Raw genomic sequence first — 23,828 nt, 5'->3', positions numbered from 1 at the left:
CGGACGGGCGGACGGGCGGACGGGCGGACGGGCGGACGGGCGGACGGGCGGACGGGCGGACGGGCGGACGGGCGGACGGGCGGACGGGCGGACGGGCGGACGGGACCGGTGTAGCCGGGCGGGACCGGACCCGTAGCGGGGAGGTCGGTCGGCCGCCGGACGGGCCGTCGCGGGGCCGTTCGGCCTGCGTTCCTCGGCGATGCGCGTGATGCTGGAAGCGAGGCACCGCCTGCAGCTCAGCCATGCTCTCGGCCTGCCCGGCCAGGTCGCGGGGAGCGAGGAGCCCCGCCGGCCGTCCCACCGGTGCACTCGCAGGTTCTCGCTGCGGTCGCGGAGCCCGTACGGAGGAGCGTCACATGGGACTTCTGATCCTTGTCCTGATCATCGTCGTCGTACTGGCAGTGATCATTCTGGCCATGGCCATCAAGGTGGTCAGGCAGTACGAGAGCGGGGTCCTGTTCCGGTTCGGCAGACTCGTCGGGACACGTTCACCGGGACTGCGATTGATCATCCCGTTCGTCGACGTGCTGCACCGGGTCTCGCTGCGTATCGTCACGCAGCCGATCCAGTCCCAGGGAATCATCACCCAGGACAACGTCAGCGTCGATGTCTCGGCCGTGGCTTATTTCAAGGTCGTCGACGCGGTCAAATCAGTGATCGCCATCGAGAACGTCAACACGGCCATCAACCAGATTGCGCAGACCACGCTCCGCAAGGTCGTCGGCAAGCACTCACTGGACGAGACCCTCTCGGAGACCGACCGCATCAACCTCGACATCCGCCAGATCCTCGACGGCACGACCACTGAATGGGGCATCGAGGTCACCCTGGTGGAACTGAAGGACATCCAGTTGCCGGAGACCATGAAGCGGGCCATGGCTCGGCAGGCCGAGGCGGAGCGGGAGAAGCGAGCCAAGGTCATCAGCGCACAGGGCGAGTCGCTCGCCGCAGCTGCGCTCGGCGATGCTTCGGACACGATGATGCAGCACCCGCTGGCGCTTCAACTGCGCAATTTGCAGAGCCTGGTGGAGCTCGGCGTGGACAAGAACTCCACCGTCGTCTTCCCAGCACCGCTCATGAGCACCATCGGCGAGCTCGGCTCCTTCCTCGCCAGGGAAAAGGGCGCGGCCGAGGCAGCCGGGCCCACCGCCGTGCCCGCCGACCTCATCAAGAATCGCCCCAACACGGGACCGCACGGGACGGGCACCAGCGGGTGACCCTTCCGCAGACGAAACGGCATGCCGGGAGCTGAACTCACCGGGACACAGCTGATCGCGGCCCCTGGCCCACTCAGGCGATCAAGCAGCACCGCGCAGCCGTTGCCGCCGGCGCCGCTGCGGTGGTCGTGACGGCATGGGGCCGTTGGGCGCAGGGCATGGACGGGTAGGCGCCGGTGGCAGCCCGGCGGGCCGCAGTACGCACCGGTCTCTGCCGCGGGCCGACGCAGGAGTCCCGCCGCAGCAGGTGGACGGCCGGGCGCGGCCTGCGCACAGGTGACCGCAATGCGGACAACCGCGCAAGCGGGCCCCGGACGGTGCATACGATTCCGCGGTACGCCCCTGCACCACCTGCACCACCTGCACCACACCGGAAGGCACCCGTGAGCTCCACCTCCCCCTTGCCCGTCAGCACGCCGCAGGAGACGGCATCCGGCACGGTGCCGATCCGCACGGCCGCCGACGTCTCCGATCTGGTCAACTCGGGCACGGCGCGCGGCCGACACGCGAAGATGATCGTGATCATCGCGCTCGGCGGCATCTTCCTCGACGCGTACGACCTGAGCTCCCTTGCGTACGGACTGCCCGACATCACGAAACAGTTCGGCCTCAGCTCCGCCGCGGCCGGGCTGGTCACCGCCTCGATCAGCGTCGGTTCGCTGGTGGGTGCCCTCCTCGGCGGCTGGCTGGTGGACCGCATCGGCCGCTACCGGGTCTTCATGGCCAACATGCTCTTCTTCGTCGTCACCGCGCTGGTGTGCGCGGTGGCGCAAGATGCGTGGACGCTGACCCTCGCCCGCTTCGTGATGGGCATCGGCGTCGGCATGGACATTCCGGTCGCCATCGCGTTCCTCGCCGAGTTCTCCCGTCTGCGGGGCAAGGGAAGCAAGGGCTCGCGGACGGCTGCTTGGTCGCCTGCCTGGTACGCCGCGACCAGCGGCTGCTACCTGGTGATCATGCTGTTGTACTTCCTCCTGCCGGACGCCCGGTTGGGCTGGCTGTGGCGCTTCACCGTCGGCTTCGGAGCGGTGCCCGCACTGATCGTGCTGGTGCTGCGCCGGCGCCATATGAACGAGTCCCCGACCTGGGCCGCCGAGCAGGGTGACCTGGAGGGCGCGGCGAGAATCCTGCGGGAGTCGTACGGCGTGGACGCGCGTGTCGCCGACGGCGTGCCCGCGAAGGCGCCCCGCCCGCCCCGGCCCGGCCTGGCCTCGTACGCGCGGCTCTTCAGCCCGCCGTACCGTGCGCGCACCCTCCAGTCGGTGACGGTCGGCGTGGCCGAGACCTTCGGCTACAACGCGGTCGCGTTCGGACTGCCGATCATCATCGCCACGCTGATGACCCAGGGCCCGCTGACCACGATCGCGTCCTCCTTCGTCCTGAATCTCGTCTTCGCCCTGACCGGCGGGCTGCTCGGCATCCGCTGGGCGGCGAGCCGCGGCGCCTGGCCGATGATGACGCTGGGGTTCGCGATCCAGCTCGTCGCCATCGCGGTGCTCGGCCTCATCGGCGAGCCGTCGGGGACGGCCGTCGTGACGGCGGGGATCCTGATGCTCGGCGCCTTCATGTTCGCCCAGGGGTTCGGCCCCGGCGCGCACATCATGAGCTACGCCTCACTGGGCTTCCCGACGTCCATGCGCGGCGTCAGCATCGGCTTCAACCAGGCCGTGCTGCGACTCGGCTCGACGTTGACCCTCTTCTTCTTCCCCGTCCTCAGCAGCGGCCTCGGCACGGATCTGTACTGGGTCATCCTCATCGCACCCGTCCTCGGTCTGATCGCGCTGCTCGTGAAGCGCTGGGAACCCGTCGGCTTCGACGCGGACGCGGAGGAGCGAGCACGGCTCGATGCCGAGGTTTCCCGCGGCTGAATCCGGGGCCGCCGCCCCGGGGCACACCGTCCTGCGCGCCGATCTCCCGCGCCCGCCGGGGATCACGGGACAGCCCTGGCCGACCATGTCTCTCCGGCATGGTCGGTGTCAGAGCCGTGTCAGTCGTATGTCAGGCCCGTCGGCGATGGTGGCAGCAACAACCGCCACGAGAGGAAATCCGATGAGCCAGACGGTTCCCGTCCCGCACGGTCTCCCCATGGACCGCGATGCAGGCCCCTTCGACCCGCCCCGCCACATCACCCGGCTGCGCGAGGCCCGCCCTGTCAGTCCCATGGTCTTCCCCGACGGTCACAGGGGCTGGCTCGTCACCGGCTACGACGCGGTCCGCCGGCTCATGGCGGACACCCGGTTCAGCTCCCGCCAGGACATCGGCGTTCTCCACGTGCCGTACGAGACCCCCGGCATGCCCACCCCCACCGAACCGTCCCCGCAGATTCCGGGCGTGTTCATCGCCATGGACCCGCCGGACCACACCCGGCTGCGGCGCAGGCTCACCGGCGCCTTCACCGTCAGGCGCATGAAGCAGCTCGAAGAGCACATCGTCGACATCGCCGAGCGGCAACTGGACGAACTGGCGCGCCTTCCCCAGCCGGTCGACCTGGTCAAGGAGTTCGCCCTGCCGGTGCCCTCGCTGGTGATCTGCGAACTGCTCGGTGTCCCCTACGCGGACCGGGAGACCTTCCAGGTCAACTCCGCAAAGTTCCTGGTCAAGGACCAGCCGCTCGACGAGAAGATGGCCGCGTACGGCGCACTGACCACGTACCTCGCCGAACTGGTCACGCGCAAACGCGCCGCCCCCGGCGAGGACATACTGTCCGACCTGGCCCGCCATGACGACCTCACCATCGAGGAACTGACCGGCATCGCCTTCCTGTTGCTGCTCGCGGGCCACGAGACCACCGCCAACATGCTGGCACTGGGCACCTTCGCGCTCCTGGAGCACCCCGAGCAGCTGGCCGAACTTCGAGCCCACCCGGATCTGCTCCCCGATGCCGTCGAGGAACTCATGCGCTACCTGTCCGTTGCCGACATCTTCTACCGCTACGCCACGGAGGACATCGAACTCGGCGGTGAATCAATCGGCAAGGGGTCGACCGTCGTTGTCTCGTTGCTGGCCGCCAACCGCGACCCCCGGCGCTTCGAGCACCCCGACACCCTGGACATCCACCGCAAGGCCCGCGGTCACCTGTCCTTCGGCCACGGCCTCCACCAATGTCTCGGCCAGCAACTGGCCCGCATCGAGATGCGCGCCGGTTTCGACGGACTGCTGCGTCGCTTCCCGAGCCTCAAGCTCGCCATCCCCGCCGGCGAGGTGAAGCTCAAGACCGACATGAATATCTACGGCGTCCACGAACTGCCGGTCACCTGGACGGAAACGGCACGGTAGAACCGTTGCCGCTCGGCGAGAAGCGGGCAGCCGCAGTGGGCATGCCTGCACAGGGGCCATCGCCACGACAACATCCCGCAGTGCGTCGACTATTGGCTGCCGGTCGAACGTCCATGGCAAAATCAGCGGGTGCAGATCGGGATGCTGGGTCCGTTCGAGGTTCGCACGGACGACGGCGGCTCGGCCGACGTGCCGGGCGCGCGGCTGCGCGGGCTGCTGATCGCCCTCGCGCTGAAGCCGGGTCTTGTGGTCCCGAAAGCGTCGCTCGTCGAGTGGATTTGGGGGGAGCACCTGCCCGCCGATGCGGCGAACGCCCTGCAGCGCTTGGTTTCCCGGCTGCGGAAGGCACTGCCGGACGGGGTGGTCGAGAGCCGGCCGGACGGCTACCGGCTGACGGTGGAACCCGACGCCGTCGACGCCGTGCGGTTCGAACGCCTCCTCACCGCGGGCCGGGCCTGCACCGAGGACGCTTCCCGGCGGGTGCGGCTGCTGCGCGAGGCCCTCGAGCTGTGGCGCGGTGCGGCCGTGCAGGACGTCGGTCTGCAGGACAGCGCCGCATTCGACGCCGCGGTCGTCCGGCTCGAGGGGTTGCGCCTGATCGCCACGGAGGAGCGGGTCGACGCGGAGGTCGCTCTCGGGCACGGTGCGGAGTGGGTCACGGAGCTGACCGACCTGGTGGCCGCGCACCCGGTACGGGAACGGCTCGTCGCCGCGCTGATGCGCGCCCTGGTCGCGGCCGGTCGCGACAGCGAGGCGCTGCTGGTGTACGAGCGCGCGAGGGAGGCCCTGGCGGACGCGTTGGGCGCCGATCCCTCGCCGGAGCTGGCCGCGTTGCACCTCGCGCTGCTGCGGGGCGAGGTAGGGCGCAGCGAGCTGAGGCGGGGGGATGCGAGCCGCAAGACCAACCTGCGCGCCGAGCTGACCACCTTCGTCGGCAGGGGCGCCGACATCGCCGCAGTCCGCGAGCTCGTCGCCGAGCACCGGCTCACCACCGTGGTCGGGCCGGGCGGCTCGGGGAAGACCAGGCTGGCCACGGAGACCGCGCGCACGCTGCTCGGCGACGTGCCGGACGGGGCCTGGCTGGTGGAGCTCGCCGCCATCGGCGCGGACGGCGACGTGGCGCAGGCGACGCTCGCCGGGCTCGGCCTCCGGGACGCCCTGCTCGGCGGGGCGCCGAACGCGGAGCTGACGGACCGGCTCGTAGCCGCGATCCGCGAGCGGGAAGCGCTGCTGATCCTGGACAACTGCGAGCATGTGATCGAGTCCGCGGCGGTGTTCGCCCACCGGATGCTCGGCGAGTGCCGGCGGCTGCGGATCCTGGCGACGAGCCGGGAACCGCTCGGCATCACCGGGGAGGCGCTGTGGCCGATCGAGCCGCTGGCCCTGCCGGAGCGGAACGCGGGCCCAGGCGAGATCGAGTCCTCACCCGCCGTCCAACTGCTGCGGGACCGGGCCGGGGCGGTACGCCGGGATCTCGCGGTCGACACCGACACCCTGGCGACCATGGTGCGCGTCTGCGGGGTGCTGGACGGGATGCCGCTGGCGATCGAACTGGCCGCGGCCCGGTTGCGCACGATGTCCATCGATCAGCTCGCCCACCGGCTCGACGACCGGTTCCGCCTGCTGACCAGTGGCAGCCGGACCGCTCTGCCGCGGCACAAGACGCTGCGCGCAGCGGTCGACTGGAGCTGGGAGTTGCTCACCGACGCCGAGCGGATCGTCCTGCGCAGACTCGCGGTGTTCTCGGGCGGGGCGAGCCTGGAGGCGGCCGAGCGGGTCTGCGCGGGCTACGGGGTCGAGCAGGAGCAGGTGCTCGAACTGCTCACCGCGCTGGCCGAGAAGTCGCTGCTGCTCCCCGAGGGCGACAGCGCCCCGCGCTACCGGATGATCGGCACGATCGAGGAGTACGCCGGGCTCCGGCTCGCGGAGGCGGGGGAATCGGACCTGGCGCGCCAGGCGCACCTGACCTACTTCACCGAGCTGACCGAGACCGCCGAGCCGCACCTTCGCCGCGCCGAGCAACTGGAGTGGCTCGCCACACTCGAGGCCGAGCACGACAACATCGGTGCTGCGATGCGTGGCGCGCTCGCGGCCGGCGAGGCGCAGGCGGCGATGCGGCTCGCGGCGGGCGCCGGCTGGTACTGGTGGCTCGGCGGGCACCGGACCGAGGGCTTCGCACTGCTCACCGCGGCAACCAGGACGTCCGGCGAAGTGGCCGACGAGGTCCGGGCCACGGTGTGCGCGGTGGTCTCGATGTTCGTGAGCGCCGGGCGGGGAGACCAGCACCAGGCGGAGGAATGGATCCGCGAGGCGCACCGGTTCAGCGAGCGCGCCCGGTGCGGCCGCCACCCGGCTCTGGGGCTCGTCGCCCCGTTGAAACGCATGCTGGAGGTTCCGCCGGACGAGTTCCTGCCCGCGTGGGAACCGGTGCTCGACGACGAGGACCCCTGGGTGCGGGCGCTGGCGCGGCTGCACCTGGGCAAGATCCGGTCCGTGCTCGGCCACCAAGGGCGGGAGGCGGACGGGTACCTGGCGAGGGCGCTCGCCGAGTTCCGGGCGCTCGGCGAGCGGTTCGGGATCTCGTTCGCCCTGACCGAGCTGGCGGACCGGATGGCTCTGCGCGGCGAGTTCGCCGCTGCCTGCGAGCACTACGAGGAGGCCATCGCGGTCGTCACCGAAGTCGGTGCCACCGAGGACCTCATCCGCATGCGGTCGCAGCAGGCACGGCTGTACTGGCTCCTCGGCGACGAGGACGCCTGTGCGGCCGCCGTCGCCGAGGCGCAGCGGTATGCGGAGCGGGTGGCCTGGCCGGATGCGCTGGCCGAGCTGGCCCTCGCGCAGGCGGACATCGCCCGGTGGGGCGGTGACGCCGACGAGGCGACGGAGCAACTCGGCGTCGCGGTAGCCCTGTTGGGCGACGATGCGGAGCAGGTGTACATCCGCGCGATGACGCACGACCTGCTCGGCTACGTCGCCGACGACCTCGGCGAGGCCCGGGCGCACCGCGCGGCGGCCTGCGAGGCGGCGTCCGCGGCGGGACACGCGCCGCTGATCGCGCAGGTGCTCGTGGGGGTCGCGGACCTGGCCCTGCGCCGCGACGAGTACGAGCAGGCCGCGCGGCTGCTCGCGGCGAGCGCGGGCATGCGCGGACTGCAGGACCGCTCCCACCCGGACGTGGCCCGGATCGAGCGGACCGCCCGGCGGCGCCTCGGCGACGCGCGGTTCGCCGAGGCGGCGCGGGAGGGGACGCGAACCGGCTGGTCCCAACTGGTCGAGGCCACGCTCGCCTCCTGAACGTGGTCACGTACCGCATGAGCGGTGTTCCCGTGCCTGAGGGCTGTTCCCTTGCCTGAGGAGGGTTCAGAGGGTGATGAGTGCCTTGAGGACCTGGCGGTCGGCCATGGCCCGATAGGCACCAGGGGTCTGGTCGAGCGTGACCTGCCGGTCGAAGACGCGGCCGGGGGTGATGGCGCCCTCCAGCACGTCGGGCAGCAGCTGCTCGATGTAGGCGCGGGCTGGGCTGGCGCCGCCCGTCAGGGTGATGTTCCGCATGAACACGGCCGGGCCGATGGGCCCCTCCTCGTACTGCGGGACGCCGAGCCGGCTGATCGTGCCGCCGTCCAGGACCGCGCCGAGCGCGGTGTCCAGGCTCTGGCGGGTGCCGACGGCCTCGATGGCCTTCGCCACCCCGCCGGTCAGCTCCCGGACGCGGGCGATGCCCTCCTCCCCGCGCTCCGGGATGACGTCGGTGGCGCCGAACTCGCGGCCCAGGTCGGTGCGGTCGGGGTGGCGGCCCATCAGAAGGATGCGTTCGGCGCCCAGCCGCTTGGCGGCGATCACCCCGCACAGGCCGACCGCTCCGTCCCCGATGACCAGCACGCTGTCACCGGTGCCGACGCCGGCAGTGACGGCACCGTGGTGGCCGGTGGTCATCACGTCCGACAGCGTCAACAGCGAGGGCAGCAGCGCCGAGTCTGCCGCGACGGGCAGCTTGACCAGGGTGCCGTCGGCATGCGGAACGCGCACCGCCTCGCCCTGGCCGCCGTCGACCCCGTCGAAGCCGTAGCGGCCACCGTGGCGGCAGGAGATGTGCAAGCCCTCGGCGCAGTGGTCGCAGGTGTCGTCGCTGTACGTGAACGGGGCGACGACCAGGTCACCCGCCTTCAAGCGGGCCACGTCGACGCCGGTCTCCTCGACAACGCCGAGGAACTCATGCCCCGTGGGTCGGCCGGTGTCGGTGGCGGGCATGGACTTGTAGGGCCACAGGTCGCTGCCGCACACGCACGAGGCGACGGTGCGCACGACCGCGTCGGTGGGCTGGACGATCTTCAGGTCGGGACGGCCCTCGATCCGGACGTCACCGGATCCGTACATCACTGCTGCGCGCATGGGAAAGATGCTCCTGACCGGGGATGGAGTGCTGCCGCTCGGAGCGGCGGGCGGTTGAAGGGCTGCGCGGGATCAGCGTTCGAGCATCTGCCGTCCGGCTGGGGTGTGGGTCTCACCGGCCGCTGGGGGCAGGCTGCCGAGCCGGGTGAGGTGCTCGGCCGTCAGCTCGGCGTCGGACCGCTCGACGTGACCGCGCCCCAGCCGCCGAACGCCACCCCCTCGCACCCGGGGCCCGGCCACCGGCAATCGTGACCCACCGTTCGTGTCGGACTCCGAAGCCGGAGACGCATATCGGGGCGGCAGCTGATCCCGCTGCAGAGCCCTCCACCGCAGCGGTACCTGCATGCCCGCCGCCCTGCCCTCGCCCCCTCCCCTTGTCATCCTAGGGTTCTTAGGTTAAACCTAAGAGCCCTAGGATGATGTGGAGAACGCATGGTGCGGGCAGGGCTGACGACGGAGCGGGTGACGCTCACGGGCGCCGAGGTGGCGGACGAGGTGGGGCTCGACCAGGTGACCATGTCGCAGGTTGCGCGGCGGCTCGGCGTGAAGGACGCGAGCCTCTACACACACGTTCGCGGTCTGGAGGATCTGCGCGGACGGATCGCGCTGCTCGCGGCGGACGAGAAGACCATCCGTATCGCGGAGGCGACCGCCGGACGCTCGGGCAAGGACGCTCTGGTCGCGTTCGCCAATGCCTGGCGGGAGTACGCCCACCGCCACCCGGGCCGCTACACGGCAACGCAGACGCCGATCCAGATCGACCCGGAGCTGGCCGCCGACGCACCCGGACCGCGGCGCGCGGTCGAGCTGACCTACGGCATGCTGCGCGGCTACGGACTGGCCGAGCCGGACCTGACCGACGCCGTCCGGTTGCTGCGCAGCACGTTCCACGGGTTCGTCGCCCTGGAGGCCGCGGGCGGGTTCGCACACGAGCGGTCGCCGCAGCAGTCCTGGCTCCGCGCCCTCGACGCCCTGCACACCCTCCTGGAGCACTGGCCCCCACCCCGAGAAGGAGACTCCTCATGACCGACCCGACCACCGGCAACCTGCGGGTGAACGGTGCGAATCTGCACTACGAAGTGCGCGGCCACGGCCCGCTCCTGCTGCTGATCCCCGGAGGGACGGGCGGCGCGGCCTCCTTCGACGACATCGCCGACACCCTCGCGGCCGAGTACACGGTCGCCACCTATGACCCGCGCGGCATGTCCCGAAGCACGCTGGACGACCCCGAGGCCGAGCAGCGCGTGGCCGAACACGCCGACGACGCGTTCCGCATACTGGACCTGCTGTCGCCCGGTGAGCCCGCCCGGGTGTTCGGCGCGAGCTCTGGGGCGATCGCCGCCCTGCACCTGCTCACCGCCCATCCCGACCGCGTCGAACGCGTCGTGGCGCACGAGCCTCCGGCGGTAACGGTCCTGCCGGACGCCGCCGACCATCGCGAGCTCATCGCGCGGGTGCGGGAGACATTCCGCAGCCAAGGGCTCATGCCGGCGATGGCCGTGTTCGCCGCGGGACTGAAGAAGGACGGCGACACCACCGAGCCGAAGGCCGAGATCGAGCTTCCGCCGCAGGCGGCGGCAAGGGCCGAACAGACGATGGCCAACCTGCCGTACTTCGTCGGGCGCATCGTTCCCAGCTTCATGTCCTACACCCCGGACATCGTCCGGCTGGAGGCACTGTCGGATCAGCTCGTTCTCGCGGGCGGCCAGGACTCACGTGGCGAGCTGGCCTACCGTCCGGCCGCTCTCCTGGCCGAGCGCCTCGGCAAGGAATGCGTGCACTTCCCCGGCGGCCACATCGGCCTGACGACGCATCCCGCCGAGTTCGCCGAAACCCTTCGCACGACATTCCGCGCCTAAGGGTGTCCCGTAATCCGGATGCATCGCGTTGGCGGACGGAGCCCTCAACGACCGCTCGGCACCGCCCGGATCCCGACGATGTCCCGGTCGGCCGATGAGCGGCCGACCGGGACATCGGGCTCAGGCGAGGTCGAACCGATCGAGGTTCATCACCTTGTCCCACGCTGCCACGAAGTCACGCACGAACTTCTCTCCCGCATCCTCGGACGCGTAGACCTCGGAGACGGCTCGGAGCTGGGAGTGCGAACCGAAGATGAGGTCGACGGCGGTGGCGGTGCACTTGACCTCGCCCGTGGCGCGATCCCGACCTTCGAAGACGTTCTCGGCGGAGGTCGACGCCTTCCACTCCGTGCCCATGTCGAGCAGGTTGACGAAGAAGTCGTTGGTCAAGGTCTCCGGCCGGTGAGTGAAGACGCCGTGTGCGGTGCCCTTGAAGCCGGTGTTCAGCGCCCGCATACCGCCGATCAGGACGGTCATCTCGGGAGCGGTCAGCGTCAACAGGTTGGCGCGGTCCAGCAGGAGAGTCTCCGGCGACAGCTTTTCTCCCGGCCGGAGGTAGTTGCGGAACGCGTCTGCCTTGGGTTCGAGCACGGCGAACGACTCGACGTCGGTCTGCTCCTGCGTGGCGTCCGTGCGCCCCGGTGTGAACGGCACCGTGATGTCGTGTCCGGCGTTCTTCGCGGCTCGTTCGACGGCCGCGCACCCGCCCAGGACGATCAGATCAGCGAGCGAGACCTTCGTTCCCCCGTCCTGCGAGCGGTTGAAGTCCTGCCGGATCCGCTCGAGGGTCTGCACCACCTCGGCCACCTCGGGCAGGTCGTTGAGCTCCCAGTCCTTTTGCGGCGCGAGTCGAATCCGCGCCCCGTTGGCCCCGCCGCGCTTGTCGGTGCCGCGGAAGCTCGCCGCCGACGCCCATGCGGTGGTGGCCAGCTGGGAGACGGACAGTCCCGAGGCGAGGATGCTGCCCTTGAGGGTCGCGATGTCCGCATCGGCGACCAGCTCGTGATCGACGTCCGGGACGGGGTCCTGCCACAGCTGCGGCTCGGGAATCCACGGTCCGAGGTAACGCGAGAGGGGTCCCATGTCGCGGTGCAGCAGCTTGTACCACGCCTTGGCGAACGCGCGCGCGAGCTTCTCCGGGTTCTCGTGGAAGCTCTTCGCGATCGGCCCGTAGACCGGATCCAGCTTCAACGCGAGGTCCGTCGTCAGCATCATGGGAGCGTGCCTCTTCGACGGATCATGAGCGTCAGGCACGGTGCCCTTGGCCGAGGGGTCCTTGGGCGTCCACTGGTTCGCACCGGCGGGGCTGGCCGTCAGCTCCCAGTCGTATCCGAAGAGGTTGTCCAGGTACCCGTTGTCCCACTTCGTCGGTTCGGCGGTCCATGCGCCCTCGAGCCCACTGGTGAGCGTATCGGCGCCCTTGCCACTGCCGTAGGTGTTGCGCCAGCCGATGCCTTGCTGCTCGATGGGGCTGGCCTCGGGTTCCGGACCGATGTACTCGGGATTTACTGCCCCATGACACTTGCCGAAGGTGTGGCCGCCGATGATGAGCGCAGCCGTCTCCTCGTCATTCATCGCCATGCGGCCGAATGTCTCACGGATGTCCGTGGCGGCAGCCATGGGATCCGGGGTGCCGTTGGGCCCCTCCGGATTGACGTAGATCAACCCCATCTGAACAGCACCGAAAGGAGCGGCGAGGTCCCTTTCTCCGCTGTAGCGCTCATCTCCCAGCCAAATATCCTCGGGCCCCCAGAAGATCTCCTCGGGTTCCCAGATATCCTCTCGCCCGAAGGCGAACCCGAACGTCTTGAATCCCATCGATTCCATGGCACAGTTGCCGGCGAAGACCAGAAGGTCGGCCCAGGAGATTTTCCGGCCGTACTTCTGCTTGACCGGCCAGAGCAAACGCCGCGCCTTGTCGAGACTCGCGTTGTCCGGCCAACTGTTGAGGGGGGCGAAGCGTTGAGCGCCGGCGCCGCCACCGCCCCGGCCGTCGGCGATGCGGTACGTTCCCGCGGCGTGCCAACTCATCCGGATGAAGAGCGGCCCGTAGTGGCCGTAGTCGGCAGGCCACCAGTCCTGCGACGCCGTCATCACCGCGAAGACGTCCTGCTTCAGTGCGTCGAGGTCGAGGGTCGCGAACTCTTCCGGGTAATTGAAGTCCTCGCCCATCGGATTGGAACGGGACGAGTGCTGGTGGAGAACCTGAAGGTCCAGCTGATTCGGCCACCAGTCCCGGTTCGCCCTGGGGCGAGTCGCCGTGGGGGCCGGGGAGGGAATTACCGGGTTCTCGCTTTCGCTGCCGGACACGGTCCGTCCTTCTTCCTGTCTCGGTGTTTCCTTCTGCTGGCTGCTTGCTCTTGACGTCGGTTGCCCTGCTGGTGTCGAGCACTGCGATCCGCGCTCGCAGCGCCACGGGGCGCCCGCCGGCTGGGAACGTCTGGCCGGACCCGCGGCGGTCAACGCGGGGTCAGCGGTCGGCGATAACCCCTACCGTTGTGCACGGCGTCGATGATCGAGCCTGCCTCGGCGTCCGTTATGGTCGCGCACCGCGGACCGCAGCGCTACGAGAACACGCAGAGCACCCCGCGTAACAAGCACTCAAAGCCCAAAGGTGCGGGAGAGCCTGCGCAATGGTCGGCGACGCTCCGGCATCCGAGGCCGCGCGAAAAGGCGACTTCTTTCCGATCATCCGACCACTGACGCGAGAAGCGGAAACACACAATTATATGCCGGCCCGGCACGTAATGGAGTGGCGAACCCGCGGCCCTCATTTCCGTGTGCAGGCTTGGCGAAGCGCGCGGGTACGCCACCGAGGACCCGGCCCGGCCGCGGCAGGCCATGGAACGCACCCCGGACGACGGCCGTGGGGGGCTGGGCACGGTTGCGTGACGCCTACGACGGGCGCACGACCAGGCTCCTACAACGGCGGGCGCACGACCAAGCCCACCCCGTGGCCTTGAAGCTCCGCGGAAGAACGGTCGCAGCCGTTTCCCACGAGCCCCGTCAACCGGTACCAGCGGGGTGGGAGCGGCTCTCAGCCGCCGCGGCGCACCCGGGCCGCCTTGCGGGCCTCGGCGAGCATACGGGCCTCGCCGGCCTTGCGGGACTTGCCGCCGGTGCCGCGGGAGGCGTTCTTGCTGGTGCCCAGGCCGCGGAAGGGAGTGTTGGTGTTCTTGGCCCGGGGCGCGGCGGGTCCACCGTCGAGCGGGGTGCCGGAGGGGGCCTTGGCCCCGGTGATCCGGCTCAGCTCCGCCTCACCCGAGCGCACCTTGGTGGTCGTCGGCTCGATGCCGGCTTCGGCCATCAGGCGGCTCATGTCGCGGCGCTGGCCCGAGAGGACCAGCGTGACGACGCGGCCGGTCTCACCGGCCCGGGCGGTACGGCCCGCGCGGTGCACATAGTCCTTGGGGTCGGTGGGCGGGTCGACGTTGACCACGAGATCGAGGTCGTCGACGTGCAGGCCACGGGCCGCGACATTGGTCGCCACCAGAACGGTGATCTGGCCGTTCTTGAATTGTGCGAGGGTCCGTGTGCGCTGCGGCTGGGCCTTGCCGCTGTGCAGGGCCGCGGCGTGCACCCCGCTGGCCCGCAGGTGGCGGGTGAGCTGGTCGACGGCGTGCTTGGTGTCCAGGAACAGCAGTACGCGGCCGTCGCGGGCGGCGATCTCCGTGACGACGGCATACCGGTCGGGGCCATGGACGACCAGCACATGGTGGTCCATGGTCGTGACCGCGCCCGCGGACGGGTCGACCGAGTGGACGACGGGGTCGTGGAGGTAGCGGCGGACCAGGTGGTCGACGTCGCGGTCCAGGGTGGCGGAGAACAGCATCCGCTGGCCGTCCGGGTGCACCTGGTCGAGCACCTCGGTGACCTGTGGCAGGAATCCCATGTCACACATCTGGTCGGCCTCGTCGAGGACGGTGATCCGTACCCGTCCCAGGCGACAGGCCTTGCGCTCGATGAGGTCGTGCAGGCGGCCGGGAGTGGCGACGACGACCTCGGCCCCGTCGCGCAGCGCGGCGGTCTGCCGGCCGATCGACATGCCGCCGACGACCGCGGCCATCCGCAGCCGGAGCGCGTCGGCATACGGCGCGAGCGCTTCGGTGACCTGTTGGGCCAGCTCCCGGGTAGGCACCAGGATCAGGGCGAGGGGCTGCTTCGGCTCCGCGCGCCGCCCGGCCGTCCGCGCGAGCAGCGGCAGGCCGAAGGCGAGCGTCTTGCCCGATCCGGTACGCCCGCGCCCCAGGACGTCGCGTCCCGCGAGGGCGTTGGGCACCGTGGCCGCCTGGATCGGGAAGGGCTCACGCACGCCGAGCCCGGTGAGCGTCCGCAGCACCTCGGCCGGCAGTTCCAGGTCGGCGAAGGAGGCGACCGGAGACACCGCCGGGGTGAGGGTCACTGGCGGGGCGAGGTCGCCGTGCGAGGTGCTGGGGCGGTCCGGGTGGTTCATGACGAGCCTTCCGCGTGGGGAACGTACCGAGGAAGGCCCGGCAGGAAATGAGCAGCCGACGACAAGGGGAACCGGAGGAACGGATCGCCGGCCGTCACGGCCGTCCAAACGTTGGAGACTAACACAAAGTGACAGTCCGCTCCGGCGCTGTGGTGCAGAGCGCTCTGGAGCACCGGATGCCGAGTTCGCGCGACGGCGTGCCGTGAGCGGGGGGCACGTCGGGCCGGTTCCGCCCGGTTCCGCGTGACGGCACGCAGCCCGCCTCGCCGAGGGTGCAGACGTACGGAACGCAAGGGGCCTTCCGGGGCGACTACTCCAGGGGCATGGACCGGATCGCGGAGATGTCGAACTGCAGCCGGACCTTCTCGCTCACCATCGCGCCGCCCGCCTCCAGGCGTTGGTTGTAGACCAGTCCCCAATCGGTGCGGTCGATGGTGGTGGTGCCGTCGAAACCGGCTCGCTCATAGCCGAATGGGTCCAAGACCGAGCCCAGGTAGTCGAGTTGGAGCTCGACGGGCCGGGTGATGCCACGGATGGTCAGATCCCCCGTCATGCGGAAGCTCTCGGTGCCCTCGTGGATCGTGGAGGTACTGCGGAACACCATCTCCGGGTAGCGACGTGCGTCGAAGAAGTCGGTGCCGATGAGGTGTGCGTCCCGCTGATCCACGCCCGTGTCGACGCTGGCGACCCGAATGACGATTTCCGCCTGGGACTGGGAGGGCCGGGCTCCGTCGAAGTACAGCGCGCTGTCGTAATCGGCGAAAGCACCCCGCACCGTCGTGACCATGGCGTGCCGCACGGAGAATCCGATGCGGCTGTGCGGGCGGTCGATGGTCCATTGCCCGGTCAGCGCACGAAGTGCGGGGTCGAGCGCGACTCCGGTGACGTCGGCCGCCGGGAAGGGCGTACTGGGACCCGCAGCCGGTGTCGGCTCGATGGTCGCGCTCTGGCGGCGGCTGAAGATACCCATGCGGTCGTAGCCTCCCTCGAATTTGATTACTCCGTGCTATCACGGTATGAGCGGGCGCTACACAGCGAGATGGGCGGCCTCGTCCGGATTCCATGTCCCCGGCTGCAAAGATGCACAGGATCGACACGAATATGGATGCACTGTCGGGCAGCCCGGTGTCACGTAGTGTCACGCCAAGCGCTCGCTTCGCCCGTCGAGACCCACAAGGCGCCACCCGCGGCGCCGGTTGCACCCACGGCGGGGGCCGGCTCGGCGGCTCGGAGGTGTGCACGAACTCGGCGAGGTGACCGGCGTCATTCGACTCGTGGGATCGGACACCTGCCGAGTACCCTGCACTCTTCGCCGGTCGCCCGGACGGAGTTCCCGGTAGGTCGCCATGTCCCCTTTCCAGCAGCAGCTCATGACGGCGCTCGACGCCCTGGACCGCGCCTTTGCCGGCGAAGAGCCCTTCCCGGTCGAGGGGTGCACATATTGCTACGCCGAGCGGGACTTCACCGAACTCTCCGGACCGCTGCACCTGATATCCGACGACATGGTCACCTCGGTCGCCATGGAGGTGCCCGGCCACTGGAACGACTTCCCTCGCCTCTTCCGCCGCCTGACCCCACGCATCATCCGCCTCGTCGTCACCGGCCGGTTCCACGTCGACGAGGACCTCATCGCCTCCCGCTTGCTGGCGGCAGCCTGGACCACGTGGCGCGAGCCCTTGGTCGAGGCCCTCCGTGACGTCTGGTCAGCCTGGTGGCGGACCACCCTGCACACCCACCCCAGCCCCGTCCCGATCAGGGAAACCCTCAGCCTCGTCACCGTCGCCACCAACACCTTGCGCCCCTGGCTGGACATGTGGACCGCCACCCGCACCCCAGCCGCCGACGCCCACATGGCGGACCTCGTCGACGACGTGCTGTTCGAGTTCGAGATCACCGACCTGCGCATGGGCTTCTACGACGAGTACCACGCCACCGCGGAGTTGCTGGGCTGGCTCCTCACCGACGCGCGGGATCGCGTCGACGACGCACGCCTGGACGATCCATACCTTCAGGCACACCAGCGGACAGCGAGCCGGCATCGCGATTCTCCGGGCACGCCGTAGAACGATCCATCGGCCGACCCCAAGCGGCACTGGAGACCCGACGCTGGACACCGTCGCCGTGCTCATGCCGGCGCTAGGAGGCGCAGATCCTCCTGCTCAGAGGCGGGTTGGAGCCGTGCGCTCTCCTACGCCCCGCGCCGAGGCCGGTGCGGCAGGTGGCCGATTGCAGTCGGGAAGGTCCCGTCCGTCCCCCCACCCGTCTCGGCGCGCAGTATCGCCCTTCGAGACGAGGTTCGCCACCGGAATGAGAGAGCTACGCCCGTCTCGGTGGTCCAGCTGACGCTACGCCAATTTCCTTGCGCATATGCCTATACGCTCCCGCAGGTCTTCGGACGATCGTCTATTCCCACAGGTTGAAGGTGCTCATGGTCCAGGAGAAGTCGCTGTCCAGATTGCCGTCGGTGGCGGTGTACGCGTGGCTCATACCGGTAGTTGCTGCCGTGACGGTGGCGAGCTTGGTCGAACCGCCTGTGTTCGCTGCGGCTGTCTGGATCGGCGTGACGGCTGCGGGCGCGGTGGCCGGCGCCGCCGGCGTGGCCGTGCGTCGGACTCGACAGGTCGCGCAACTGCAGGAAGCCAGCCGAGCGCGGTCGGCAGCGTCGGTGCGGCAGCAGGAGGCAACCGCACGGCTGGCCGACAACCTGGTGCCGGAGATGCTGACGCGGTTGCGCCTGGACGAGGCTCCGGAGGAGGTTCTCAACTGGTTGACGGCACGCTGGGCGGGCTCCTACCGCGGCCTGCCTTCCGAGTTCCAGCAGGCCCACTGGGCGGTGCTGCGCACCGTTATCGATGCGGTGTCCGCCGAAGAGGGGCTGCGGGACTCCGCCCAGCGGGCCCTGGTGAATCTGGCCCGGCGCATGCAGGCGATCGTCCATCAACAGGCGCGAGAGCTGCGCGAGATGGAGGACCGGCACGGTCAGGACCCCGCCGTCTTCGGCGATCTCCTGCGGATCGACCACAACACCGCGCTCACCGGCCGGCTCGCCGACTCCATCGCCGTCCTCGGCGGCGCCCGGTCCGGCCGACAGTGGAACCGGCCGGTGCCGCTGTACAGCGTGCTGCGGGGTGCGATGTCGCGGATCGTGGGCTATGAGCGGGTCGAGCTGAGCACCAGCACGGAGTGCGCCGTCGTGGGACCGGCCGTCGAGCCGCTCATCCACGTACTGGCGGAGTTGCTGGACAACGCAACGCGCTATTCCCCGCCCCATACGAAGGTCCATCTCACGGCCGCGGAGGTGCAGTCCGGGGTCGCGGTGGAGATCGAGGACGGCGGTGTGGGCATGAGTGAGCAGGCCCGGCACCTGGCCGAGCGGCGCCTCGAACAGGCGCAGCAGGGCATCGACCTGACGGACCTGGGAGAGACCCCACGGCTCGGCCTGGCGGTGGTGGGGCGCCTTACCCAGGCGTTCGGTCTGCAGGTCTCGCTGCGCACCTCCGCCTACGGGGGCGTGCGGGTGGTGCTGGTGGTTCCTCAGGAATTGATCACCAGCGCGGCGGAGGCGTCGGGTGTGGCGCACGGCATCGGGACGTTCTCCGGGCCGCGGGCAGCGAGTCAGCCGGGCCATGTATCGCCTCGCCAGGCGGCGAGGCCACAGAGGCCGCAGAGGCCACAGGCGGCGAACCGAGCCGACGATGCGCCGCAGGTGGTGGAGCGGACAGCAAACGGACTCCCCCAGCGGCGACGCCGAGAGCGAGTGGCGGAGGCGCAGGCACCTGCGGGCAACGCCCGGCCGGCGGAGGGGTCGCAACGGGCGCCGGGAGAGTGGCTGGCCGCGTTCAAGACCGGACTGTCGGCGGAGGGCAGCTGTGGTGGCGACGACGCCGCCGCGCCGAGAGGAGAACTGTGAGTCAGCAGACGGCCAGCTTGGACTGGATGCTCAAGGACCTCGCGGAGAGCGTGCCGCAGACCCGCACGGTCCTCGTACTGTCCTCAGACGGACTGCGTATGGGACACCACGGCGGGACCATCGAGTCGGCCGAGCGGCTGGCCGCTTCCTGCTCCGGTCTGCAGAGCCTCGCCAGTGCGGTGGGCAGCGAACTCCCGCACCAGGCGGGCAAAATGCAGCTGGTGGTCATCGAGATGGAGGGCGGCTTCTTCTACTTGATGGCGGCCGGCCCGAGGGCCTACCTCGCGGTGCTCGCTGACGACGGTGTGGATGCCGGGCTCATGGGCCAACGCATGCGGGACCTGATCGCGCGACTCGGAGACCACATCACCAGCCCGCCCCGCGGTGACGGGCAGGCCAGGTGAGCGACTCCCACCAGGACGGCACGGAGGAAGGGCCGGAGCGCCTCTACGTCATTACCAGTGGCCGTTCCTCCGCATCCAACGACCTCGATCTGGTCACACTGATCGTAGCCAGGACGGTCGCCACGGCCGGCATGCAGCCGGAGCACACGGCGATCCTGAGTCTGTGTCAGGCGCCGCTCTCGATCGCCGAGATATCCGCGCACACAGGACTGCCGGTGAGTGTCGTCACCGTCCTGATCAGCGACCTGCTGGACGAGCAACAGGTGCTCACGCGCCCGCCAGTACCGCCAGCGGATCTGCCCGACCTTGCCCTCATCGAAAAGGTGATCCATGGCCTTCAAAAGCTCTGAGCTCGCAGAGCCCCTCAACGAGGAGCGGCTCCCCCACACGGCGTCCGCGGCGGTCAAGGTCGTGATCGTGGGCGGATTCGGGGTCGGCAAAACGACCATGGTCGGATCGGTGAGCGAGATCCGGCCGCTGACCACCGAAGAGACCATGACCCAGGCCGGCGCAGGAATCGACGACCGCGCGGGGGTGGAACACAAGACGGCCACCACCGTCGCGATGGACTTCGGCCGGATCAGCATCAGCGACGAACTCGTCCTCTACCTTTTCGGCACCCCGGGCCAGCAGCGGTTCTGGTTCCTGTGGAACGGGCTGTTCGAAGGCGCTCTCGGCGCGGTGGTGCTGGTGGACACCCGTCGGTTGGAGGACAGCTTCGACGTCATGGGCCGCCTGGAAGAGAGCGGCGTGCCCTTCGTCGTCGCGGTGAACTCCTTTGCGGGCGCTCCGGAACACACGCTGCAGGAACTCCGCAGCGCCCTCGACCTCCCTTCACACGTACCCCTGATGACCTGCGATGCGCGGCATCGCGACTCCAGCCGTGACGTCCTGATTTCCCTCATGCACTACCTGCACTCCCTCGTAGTAACGGAGTCCTCATGAGCACGTCTCCCTTCCTCCCGCCGCCCGGGTGCCCGGCCCACGGCCTGGGCCAGGACGGACCGCAGCGCCTCTACGGTCCAGCCGCAGAGCACGACCCCATGGCCCTGTACGAAGAACTGCGCGCCAAGCACGGCGCGGTGGCTCCCGTGCTGGTGCATGACGATCAGCCGGCCTGGCTCGTCCTGGGCCACCGAGAGAATCTGGAGGTGGCCCGAACCCCCGGCCGGTTCTCTCGCGACCCCCGCGCATGGGGCGCCGTGCAGGACGGGACGGTGGTCCCCGAGAAGTACGCCCTCGCACCGATGGTGACCTGGTGGCCGGTGATCAATTTCAACGACGGCCCGGTCTTCGAGCGGCTGAGGGGCGCGGTGCTCGAGTCCCTGCAGCGCTTCGACCGGCGCGGGATCCGCCGATACGTCACCCGGTTCGCCCACCAGCTCATCGACGACTTCGCCGCCAACGGCCAGGCCGATCTCGTGGCGGAGTTCTCCAGTCAGCTGCCGATGCTGGTGATGACGCAGTTGATCGGCGCTCCGGAGGAACACGGCCCCAGGCTCGTCCGGGCGGTGCCTGACATGCTGGAGGGCACGGAGACCGCCCTCGAGAGCGACGAGTACGTCACGAGGACGCTGCATCAGCTGGTGGAGAGCAAGAAGGCCAGTCGTGGCTACGACCTCACGTCCTGGCTGCTCGACCACCCCGCCGAGCTGACCGATGTCGAGGTCCTGGCGCACGTGCGAGTGGTCCTGGTCGCCGCGTACGCAACCACCGCGAACCTGATCGCGAACACCCTTCGGATGGTCCTCACTGATCCTCGCTTCCGCGCGAACCTCTCGGGTGGCCGCATGACGCTGGCGGAGGCGCTGGAGCAGGTGCTGTGGGATCAGACGCCCATCAACACCGTCCTGGGCCGCTGGGCCACGGCAGACACCAAGCTGGGCGGGCAGGAGATCAAGCGTGGTGACATGCTCCTGTTGTCCCTCGCCGCGGGCAACGTCGATCCCGCGGTCCGGCCGGACCTGACCGCACCGGTCCACGGGAACCGTTCCCACTTGGCGTTCAGCGCGGGCCCCCACGAGTGCCCGGGCCAGGACATCGGTCGGGCCATCGCCGACACCGGCATCGAGGCCCTCTTGGCGCGCTTGCCCGACATCGAGCTGACCGTGCACGACTTCGAGCTGGAGCGCCGGGGCACGCTGATGTCCCAGCACCTCGTACAGCTACCGGTGCAGTTCGCGCCCCGACCCGTCGCCGCCACCGCCCCGCGACCCCAGCCCGAACCGCTGCCGCCGCTCGCTCCGCCGGAGGAGGAAGTCCAGCCTGCGCCAGTCCGGCCGCGGTCTCCGCGGTGGTCGTGGCTGCGTCGGCTGCTCGGCCTGCGTTAGGACGTGTCCGCAAAGTCCCGTCGTCCGCCCGTAGGGCGGGCCCCGCGCCGCCGGCACGGTGCATTGCAAGCCGGAGCGATGTCCTCGTACTGGACTTACGGACGTACTGCACGTACGGACGTACTCGGATAGGGCAACAAGGCAGCACTGCCGTGCCAGGCATCGGGGCTCGTGACCTCGTGACCTCGTGACCTCGTGACCTCGTGACCGGACGGAAGAGGTCCGGGAGCGTCGCCTCGGGCGGCGGAGCGGGCGGGGCTGTTGCGACGGTGGGTGGGCCAGGTCCAAAACTGACGGGCACTATGGACAGCTGGGTCTCTCGTGTGGACCATGTCGCGGACGCGAGACCTGAACATCTTCGACGTTGCCGGACGACCGCTCAGGGGAATGAGTTGGCGTCACCGGGCGCCCTCCGGATGCCGGCCCCGTGCCGTGCGTCCCCCTCACCGGGGAGAGAGCCGCTCGTTGCCCGGACGCGTGAAATCCTGCGCCTTCCGGATCCCAGGTAGGTGGCGGCGATGGAGGCGCAGGCGACTGCGGCGATGCCGAGCCACTGGGACCGGTCGAGGCGCTGGCCGAGGACGAGCAGGCCGAACAGGGCGCCTGCGGCCGGCTCCAGGCTCGTCAGTACGCCGAAGACACGCGGTGGAATCCGGCGCAACGCTTCCAGGTTGAGCGAGTACGGCAGCACGCTGGAAACCACTGCCACGACGGCCGCCACCCACAGGACGTGCGGGTCGAGCAGCCCGGAGCCGGCGTGCGCGATGCCATAGGGGGCACTGAGCAGCGCCGCCCAGGCGATGGCCACGGCCAAGCCCTGGCCGCCGCTGAGGCGGGTGGCCATGCGGGCGGAGACGAGAATGTATCCGGCCCAGCAGCAGGCCGCCGCTGCGGCCAGGGCGAGGCCGACCGCGGGCAGAGAGGTACTGCCTCCGCCGCTGAGCAGGAGTACGCCTCCTACGGCCAGGCATGCGGGGAGCAGGTCGAGCGCGCGGCGGGAGCCGGCGAGGGCGATGGCGAAAGGACCGAGGAATTCGATCGTGGCGACGATCCCGAGCGGGATGTGGTTGACGGCTTCGAAGAAGGCGATGTGGTGTCCGGCGAGCAGGGTTCCGGCGGCGAGCACGGTCTTCCAGGCTCCCTGGGCCGACTTGAGTGCTTGGCGCCTCGGGCGCCACAGCACGCAGAGGATCAGGCCGGCGATGAGGAGTCGCAGGAACACCACGCCCGCGGCTCCTGCCTGGGGATAGGCGCTGGGGGCGAGGGCCGCTCCGAACTGGATCCCGCTCACTCCGGCCAGTACGAGACAGGGCGCGGGCATCTTGCCCGCGACGGCGGAGAATCCTTGGGCCGCGCTTCTTTGCTGCATATCTCCGTCCGCGGTTCTGGGCCCGGGCATGGGGCTGCCCGGGCCGTGGCTCTTGGAGGCCGCCCCGGACCGTGGCTCTTGGAGGCCGCCGATGACGTCGACTGCCTGCCGGGGAATGTTCAACCGGAAGCGAACATAAGCAATGTAAGATAGGGATCGAACATTCAGCAACAGTGCGGGGTCGCGGAAGGGGCTGAGGGATGCCGGAGCAGGCTGAAGCCGCAGGACACCGACCGGCCCCCGTGCACACCCACCCCGACGACGTCCCCGTGCTCACCGCCCTGTCCGCGCTCGCGGACCCGGTGCGGATGCGTCTGGTCCGCACTCTGGCGGACCACCCCGACTGGACGCTCAGCTGCAGCAACTTCGACGTCTCGGTCGGCAGAGCCGCCAAGAGCCACCACTTCTCCGTCCTGCGCGACGCCGGCCTCGTCGAACAGCGCGACCAGGGCACCAAACGGCTCAACCGCCTGCGCCGCGAAGAGTTCGACGCCCGCTTCCCCGGCCTCCTCGACCTGGTCCTCCGTGCCGACTAGGCAGTTTCGCTTGCCATCGGGCGGCCAGAGGGAAAGGTCCGCGACGCGGAGTAACGCGGACCGATGGGCTGCCGGCCGGCGGGCG

18 protein-coding genes are annotated in these 23,828 nt (G+C 69.9%); 13 read left to right on the top strand and 5 right to left on the bottom strand.

The window, feature by feature from the left end; translation table 11 throughout:
* Positions 1-356 precede the first annotated feature (356 nt).
* The 4 genes from ACGFML_RS17395 to ACGFML_RS17380 all read left to right on the top strand — a co-directional run bounded on the left by ACGFML_RS17395 (position 357) and on the right by ACGFML_RS17380 (position 7,787).
* The gene (locus ACGFML_RS17395) at positions 357-1,217 is read left to right on the top strand and encodes a slipin family protein (protein WP_393544533.1); all 861 of its coding nucleotides are present in this window, start codon (positions 357-359) and stop codon (positions 1,215-1,217) included.
* 383 nt (positions 1,218-1,600) lie between these two features.
* A complete protein-coding gene (locus tag ACGFML_RS17390; protein WP_393544531.1) occupies positions 1,601-3,085 on the top strand; it encodes an MFS transporter in 1,485 nt (494 codons plus the stop codon).
* Positions 3,086-3,266: 181 nt separating this feature from the next.
* On the top strand, positions 3,267-4,493 hold the full coding sequence (locus ACGFML_RS17385; protein ID WP_393544530.1) for a cytochrome P450: 1,227 nt from the start codon (positions 3,267-3,269) through the stop codon (positions 4,491-4,493).
* A gap of 129 nt (positions 4,494-4,622) precedes the next feature.
* A complete protein-coding gene (locus ACGFML_RS17380; RefSeq protein WP_393544529.1) occupies positions 4,623-7,787 on the top strand; it encodes a BTAD domain-containing putative transcriptional regulator in 3,165 nt (1,054 codons plus the stop codon).
* Positions 7,788-7,853: 66 nt separating this feature from the next.
* On the opposite strand, the gene ACGFML_RS17375 is transcribed toward ACGFML_RS17380, so the two are convergent.
* On the bottom strand, positions 7,854-8,882 hold the full coding sequence (locus tag ACGFML_RS17375; RefSeq protein WP_393544528.1) for a zinc-binding dehydrogenase: 1,029 nt from the start codon (positions 8,880-8,882) through the stop codon (positions 7,854-7,856).
* A 432-nt stretch (positions 8,883-9,314) separates the two neighbouring features.
* Between ACGFML_RS17375 and ACGFML_RS17370 the strand changes: the two genes are divergently transcribed.
* Entirely contained in the window at positions 9,315-9,908 is a 594-nt protein-coding gene (locus ACGFML_RS17370; RefSeq protein ID WP_393544527.1) for a TetR/AcrR family transcriptional regulator, read from the top strand.
* On the top strand, positions 9,905-10,741 hold the full coding sequence (locus tag ACGFML_RS17365; RefSeq protein ID WP_393544525.1) for an alpha/beta fold hydrolase: 837 nt from the start codon (positions 9,905-9,907) through the stop codon (positions 10,739-10,741). Before ACGFML_RS17370 ends, ACGFML_RS17365 begins: the two co-directional genes overlap by 4 nt.
* A 120-nt stretch (positions 10,742-10,861) precedes the next feature.
* Here the strand turns inward: ACGFML_RS17365 and katG are convergent, their stop codons facing one another.
* The 3 genes from katG to ACGFML_RS17350 all read right to left on the bottom strand — a co-directional run bounded on the left by katG (position 10,862) and on the right by ACGFML_RS17350 (position 16,164).
* Complete coding sequence (gene katG / locus ACGFML_RS17360; protein WP_393544523.1) at positions 10,862-13,051, bottom strand: catalase/peroxidase HPI; 2,190 nt, start codon at positions 13,049-13,051, stop codon at positions 10,862-10,864.
* Positions 13,052-13,778: 727 nt separating this feature from the next.
* Positions 13,779-15,194 (bottom strand): DEAD/DEAH box helicase, encoded by a 1,416-nt coding sequence (locus tag ACGFML_RS17355; RefSeq protein WP_393544521.1) that lies wholly within the window; start codon positions 15,192-15,194, stop codon positions 13,779-13,781.
* 310 nt (positions 15,195-15,504) lie between these two features.
* Positions 15,505-16,164, bottom strand: coding sequence for a YceI family protein (locus tag ACGFML_RS17350; RefSeq protein WP_393544520.1), 660 nt, complete (start codon positions 16,162-16,164; stop codon positions 15,505-15,507).
* Positions 16,165-16,540: 376 nt separating this feature from the next.
* Here ACGFML_RS17350 and ACGFML_RS17345 point away from each other — a divergent pair, with 376 nt between their 5' ends.
* The 6 genes from ACGFML_RS17345 to ACGFML_RS17320 all read left to right on the top strand — a co-directional run bounded on the left by ACGFML_RS17345 (position 16,541) and on the right by ACGFML_RS17320 (position 21,838).
* Complete coding sequence (locus ACGFML_RS17345; protein ID WP_393544519.1) at positions 16,541-17,257, top strand: hypothetical protein; 717 nt, start codon at positions 16,541-16,543, stop codon at positions 17,255-17,257.
* A gap of 365 nt (positions 17,258-17,622) precedes the next feature.
* Positions 17,623-19,104: an ATP-binding protein gene (locus ACGFML_RS17340; protein ID WP_393544518.1), complete on the top strand. Its 1,482-nt coding sequence runs from the start codon at positions 17,623-17,625 to the stop codon at positions 19,102-19,104.
* Positions 19,101-19,508 (top strand): roadblock/LC7 domain-containing protein, encoded by a 408-nt coding sequence (locus ACGFML_RS17335; RefSeq protein WP_393544517.1) that lies wholly within the window; start codon positions 19,101-19,103, stop codon positions 19,506-19,508. The genes ACGFML_RS17340 and ACGFML_RS17335 overlap by 4 nt, the downstream gene beginning before the upstream one ends.
* Positions 19,505-19,858, top strand: a complete 354-nt coding sequence (locus tag ACGFML_RS17330) for a DUF742 domain-containing protein (RefSeq protein WP_393544515.1) — start codon at positions 19,505-19,507, stop codon at positions 19,856-19,858. Before ACGFML_RS17335 ends, ACGFML_RS17330 begins: the two co-directional genes overlap by 4 nt.
* Positions 19,839-20,453 carry an ATP/GTP-binding protein gene (locus ACGFML_RS17325; RefSeq protein WP_393544513.1) on the top strand — a complete coding sequence of 205 codons (615 nt, stop codon included), beginning with the start codon at positions 19,839-19,841 and terminating at the stop codon, positions 20,451-20,453. The genes ACGFML_RS17330 and ACGFML_RS17325 overlap by 20 nt, the downstream gene beginning before the upstream one ends.
* On the top strand, positions 20,450-21,838 hold the full coding sequence (locus ACGFML_RS17320; RefSeq protein ID WP_393544512.1) for a cytochrome P450: 1,389 nt from the start codon (positions 20,450-20,452) through the stop codon (positions 21,836-21,838). The genes ACGFML_RS17325 and ACGFML_RS17320 overlap by 4 nt, the downstream gene beginning before the upstream one ends.
* A 379-nt stretch (positions 21,839-22,217) precedes the next feature.
* Here the strand turns inward: ACGFML_RS17320 and ACGFML_RS17315 are convergent, their stop codons facing one another.
* Positions 22,218-23,207 (bottom strand): DMT family transporter, encoded by a 990-nt coding sequence (locus ACGFML_RS17315; RefSeq protein WP_393544510.1) that lies wholly within the window; start codon positions 23,205-23,207, stop codon positions 22,218-22,220.
* Between the two features lie 200 nt (positions 23,208-23,407).
* On the opposite strand from ACGFML_RS17315, the gene ACGFML_RS17310 reads away from it, so the two are divergent.
* On the top strand, positions 23,408-23,743 hold the full coding sequence (locus ACGFML_RS17310; RefSeq protein ID WP_393544508.1) for an ArsR/SmtB family transcription factor: 336 nt from the start codon (positions 23,408-23,410) through the stop codon (positions 23,741-23,743).
* Positions 23,744-23,828 lie beyond the last annotated feature (85 nt).

The sequence above is a fragment of the Streptomyces sp. NPDC048650 genome, from assembly GCF_043199095.1.
GTDB lineage: Bacteria > Actinomycetota > Actinomycetes > Streptomycetales > Streptomycetaceae > Streptomyces.
Note: the sequence above shows the minus strand (reverse complement) of the source record. Positions and strands in the feature narration are given on the sequence as shown.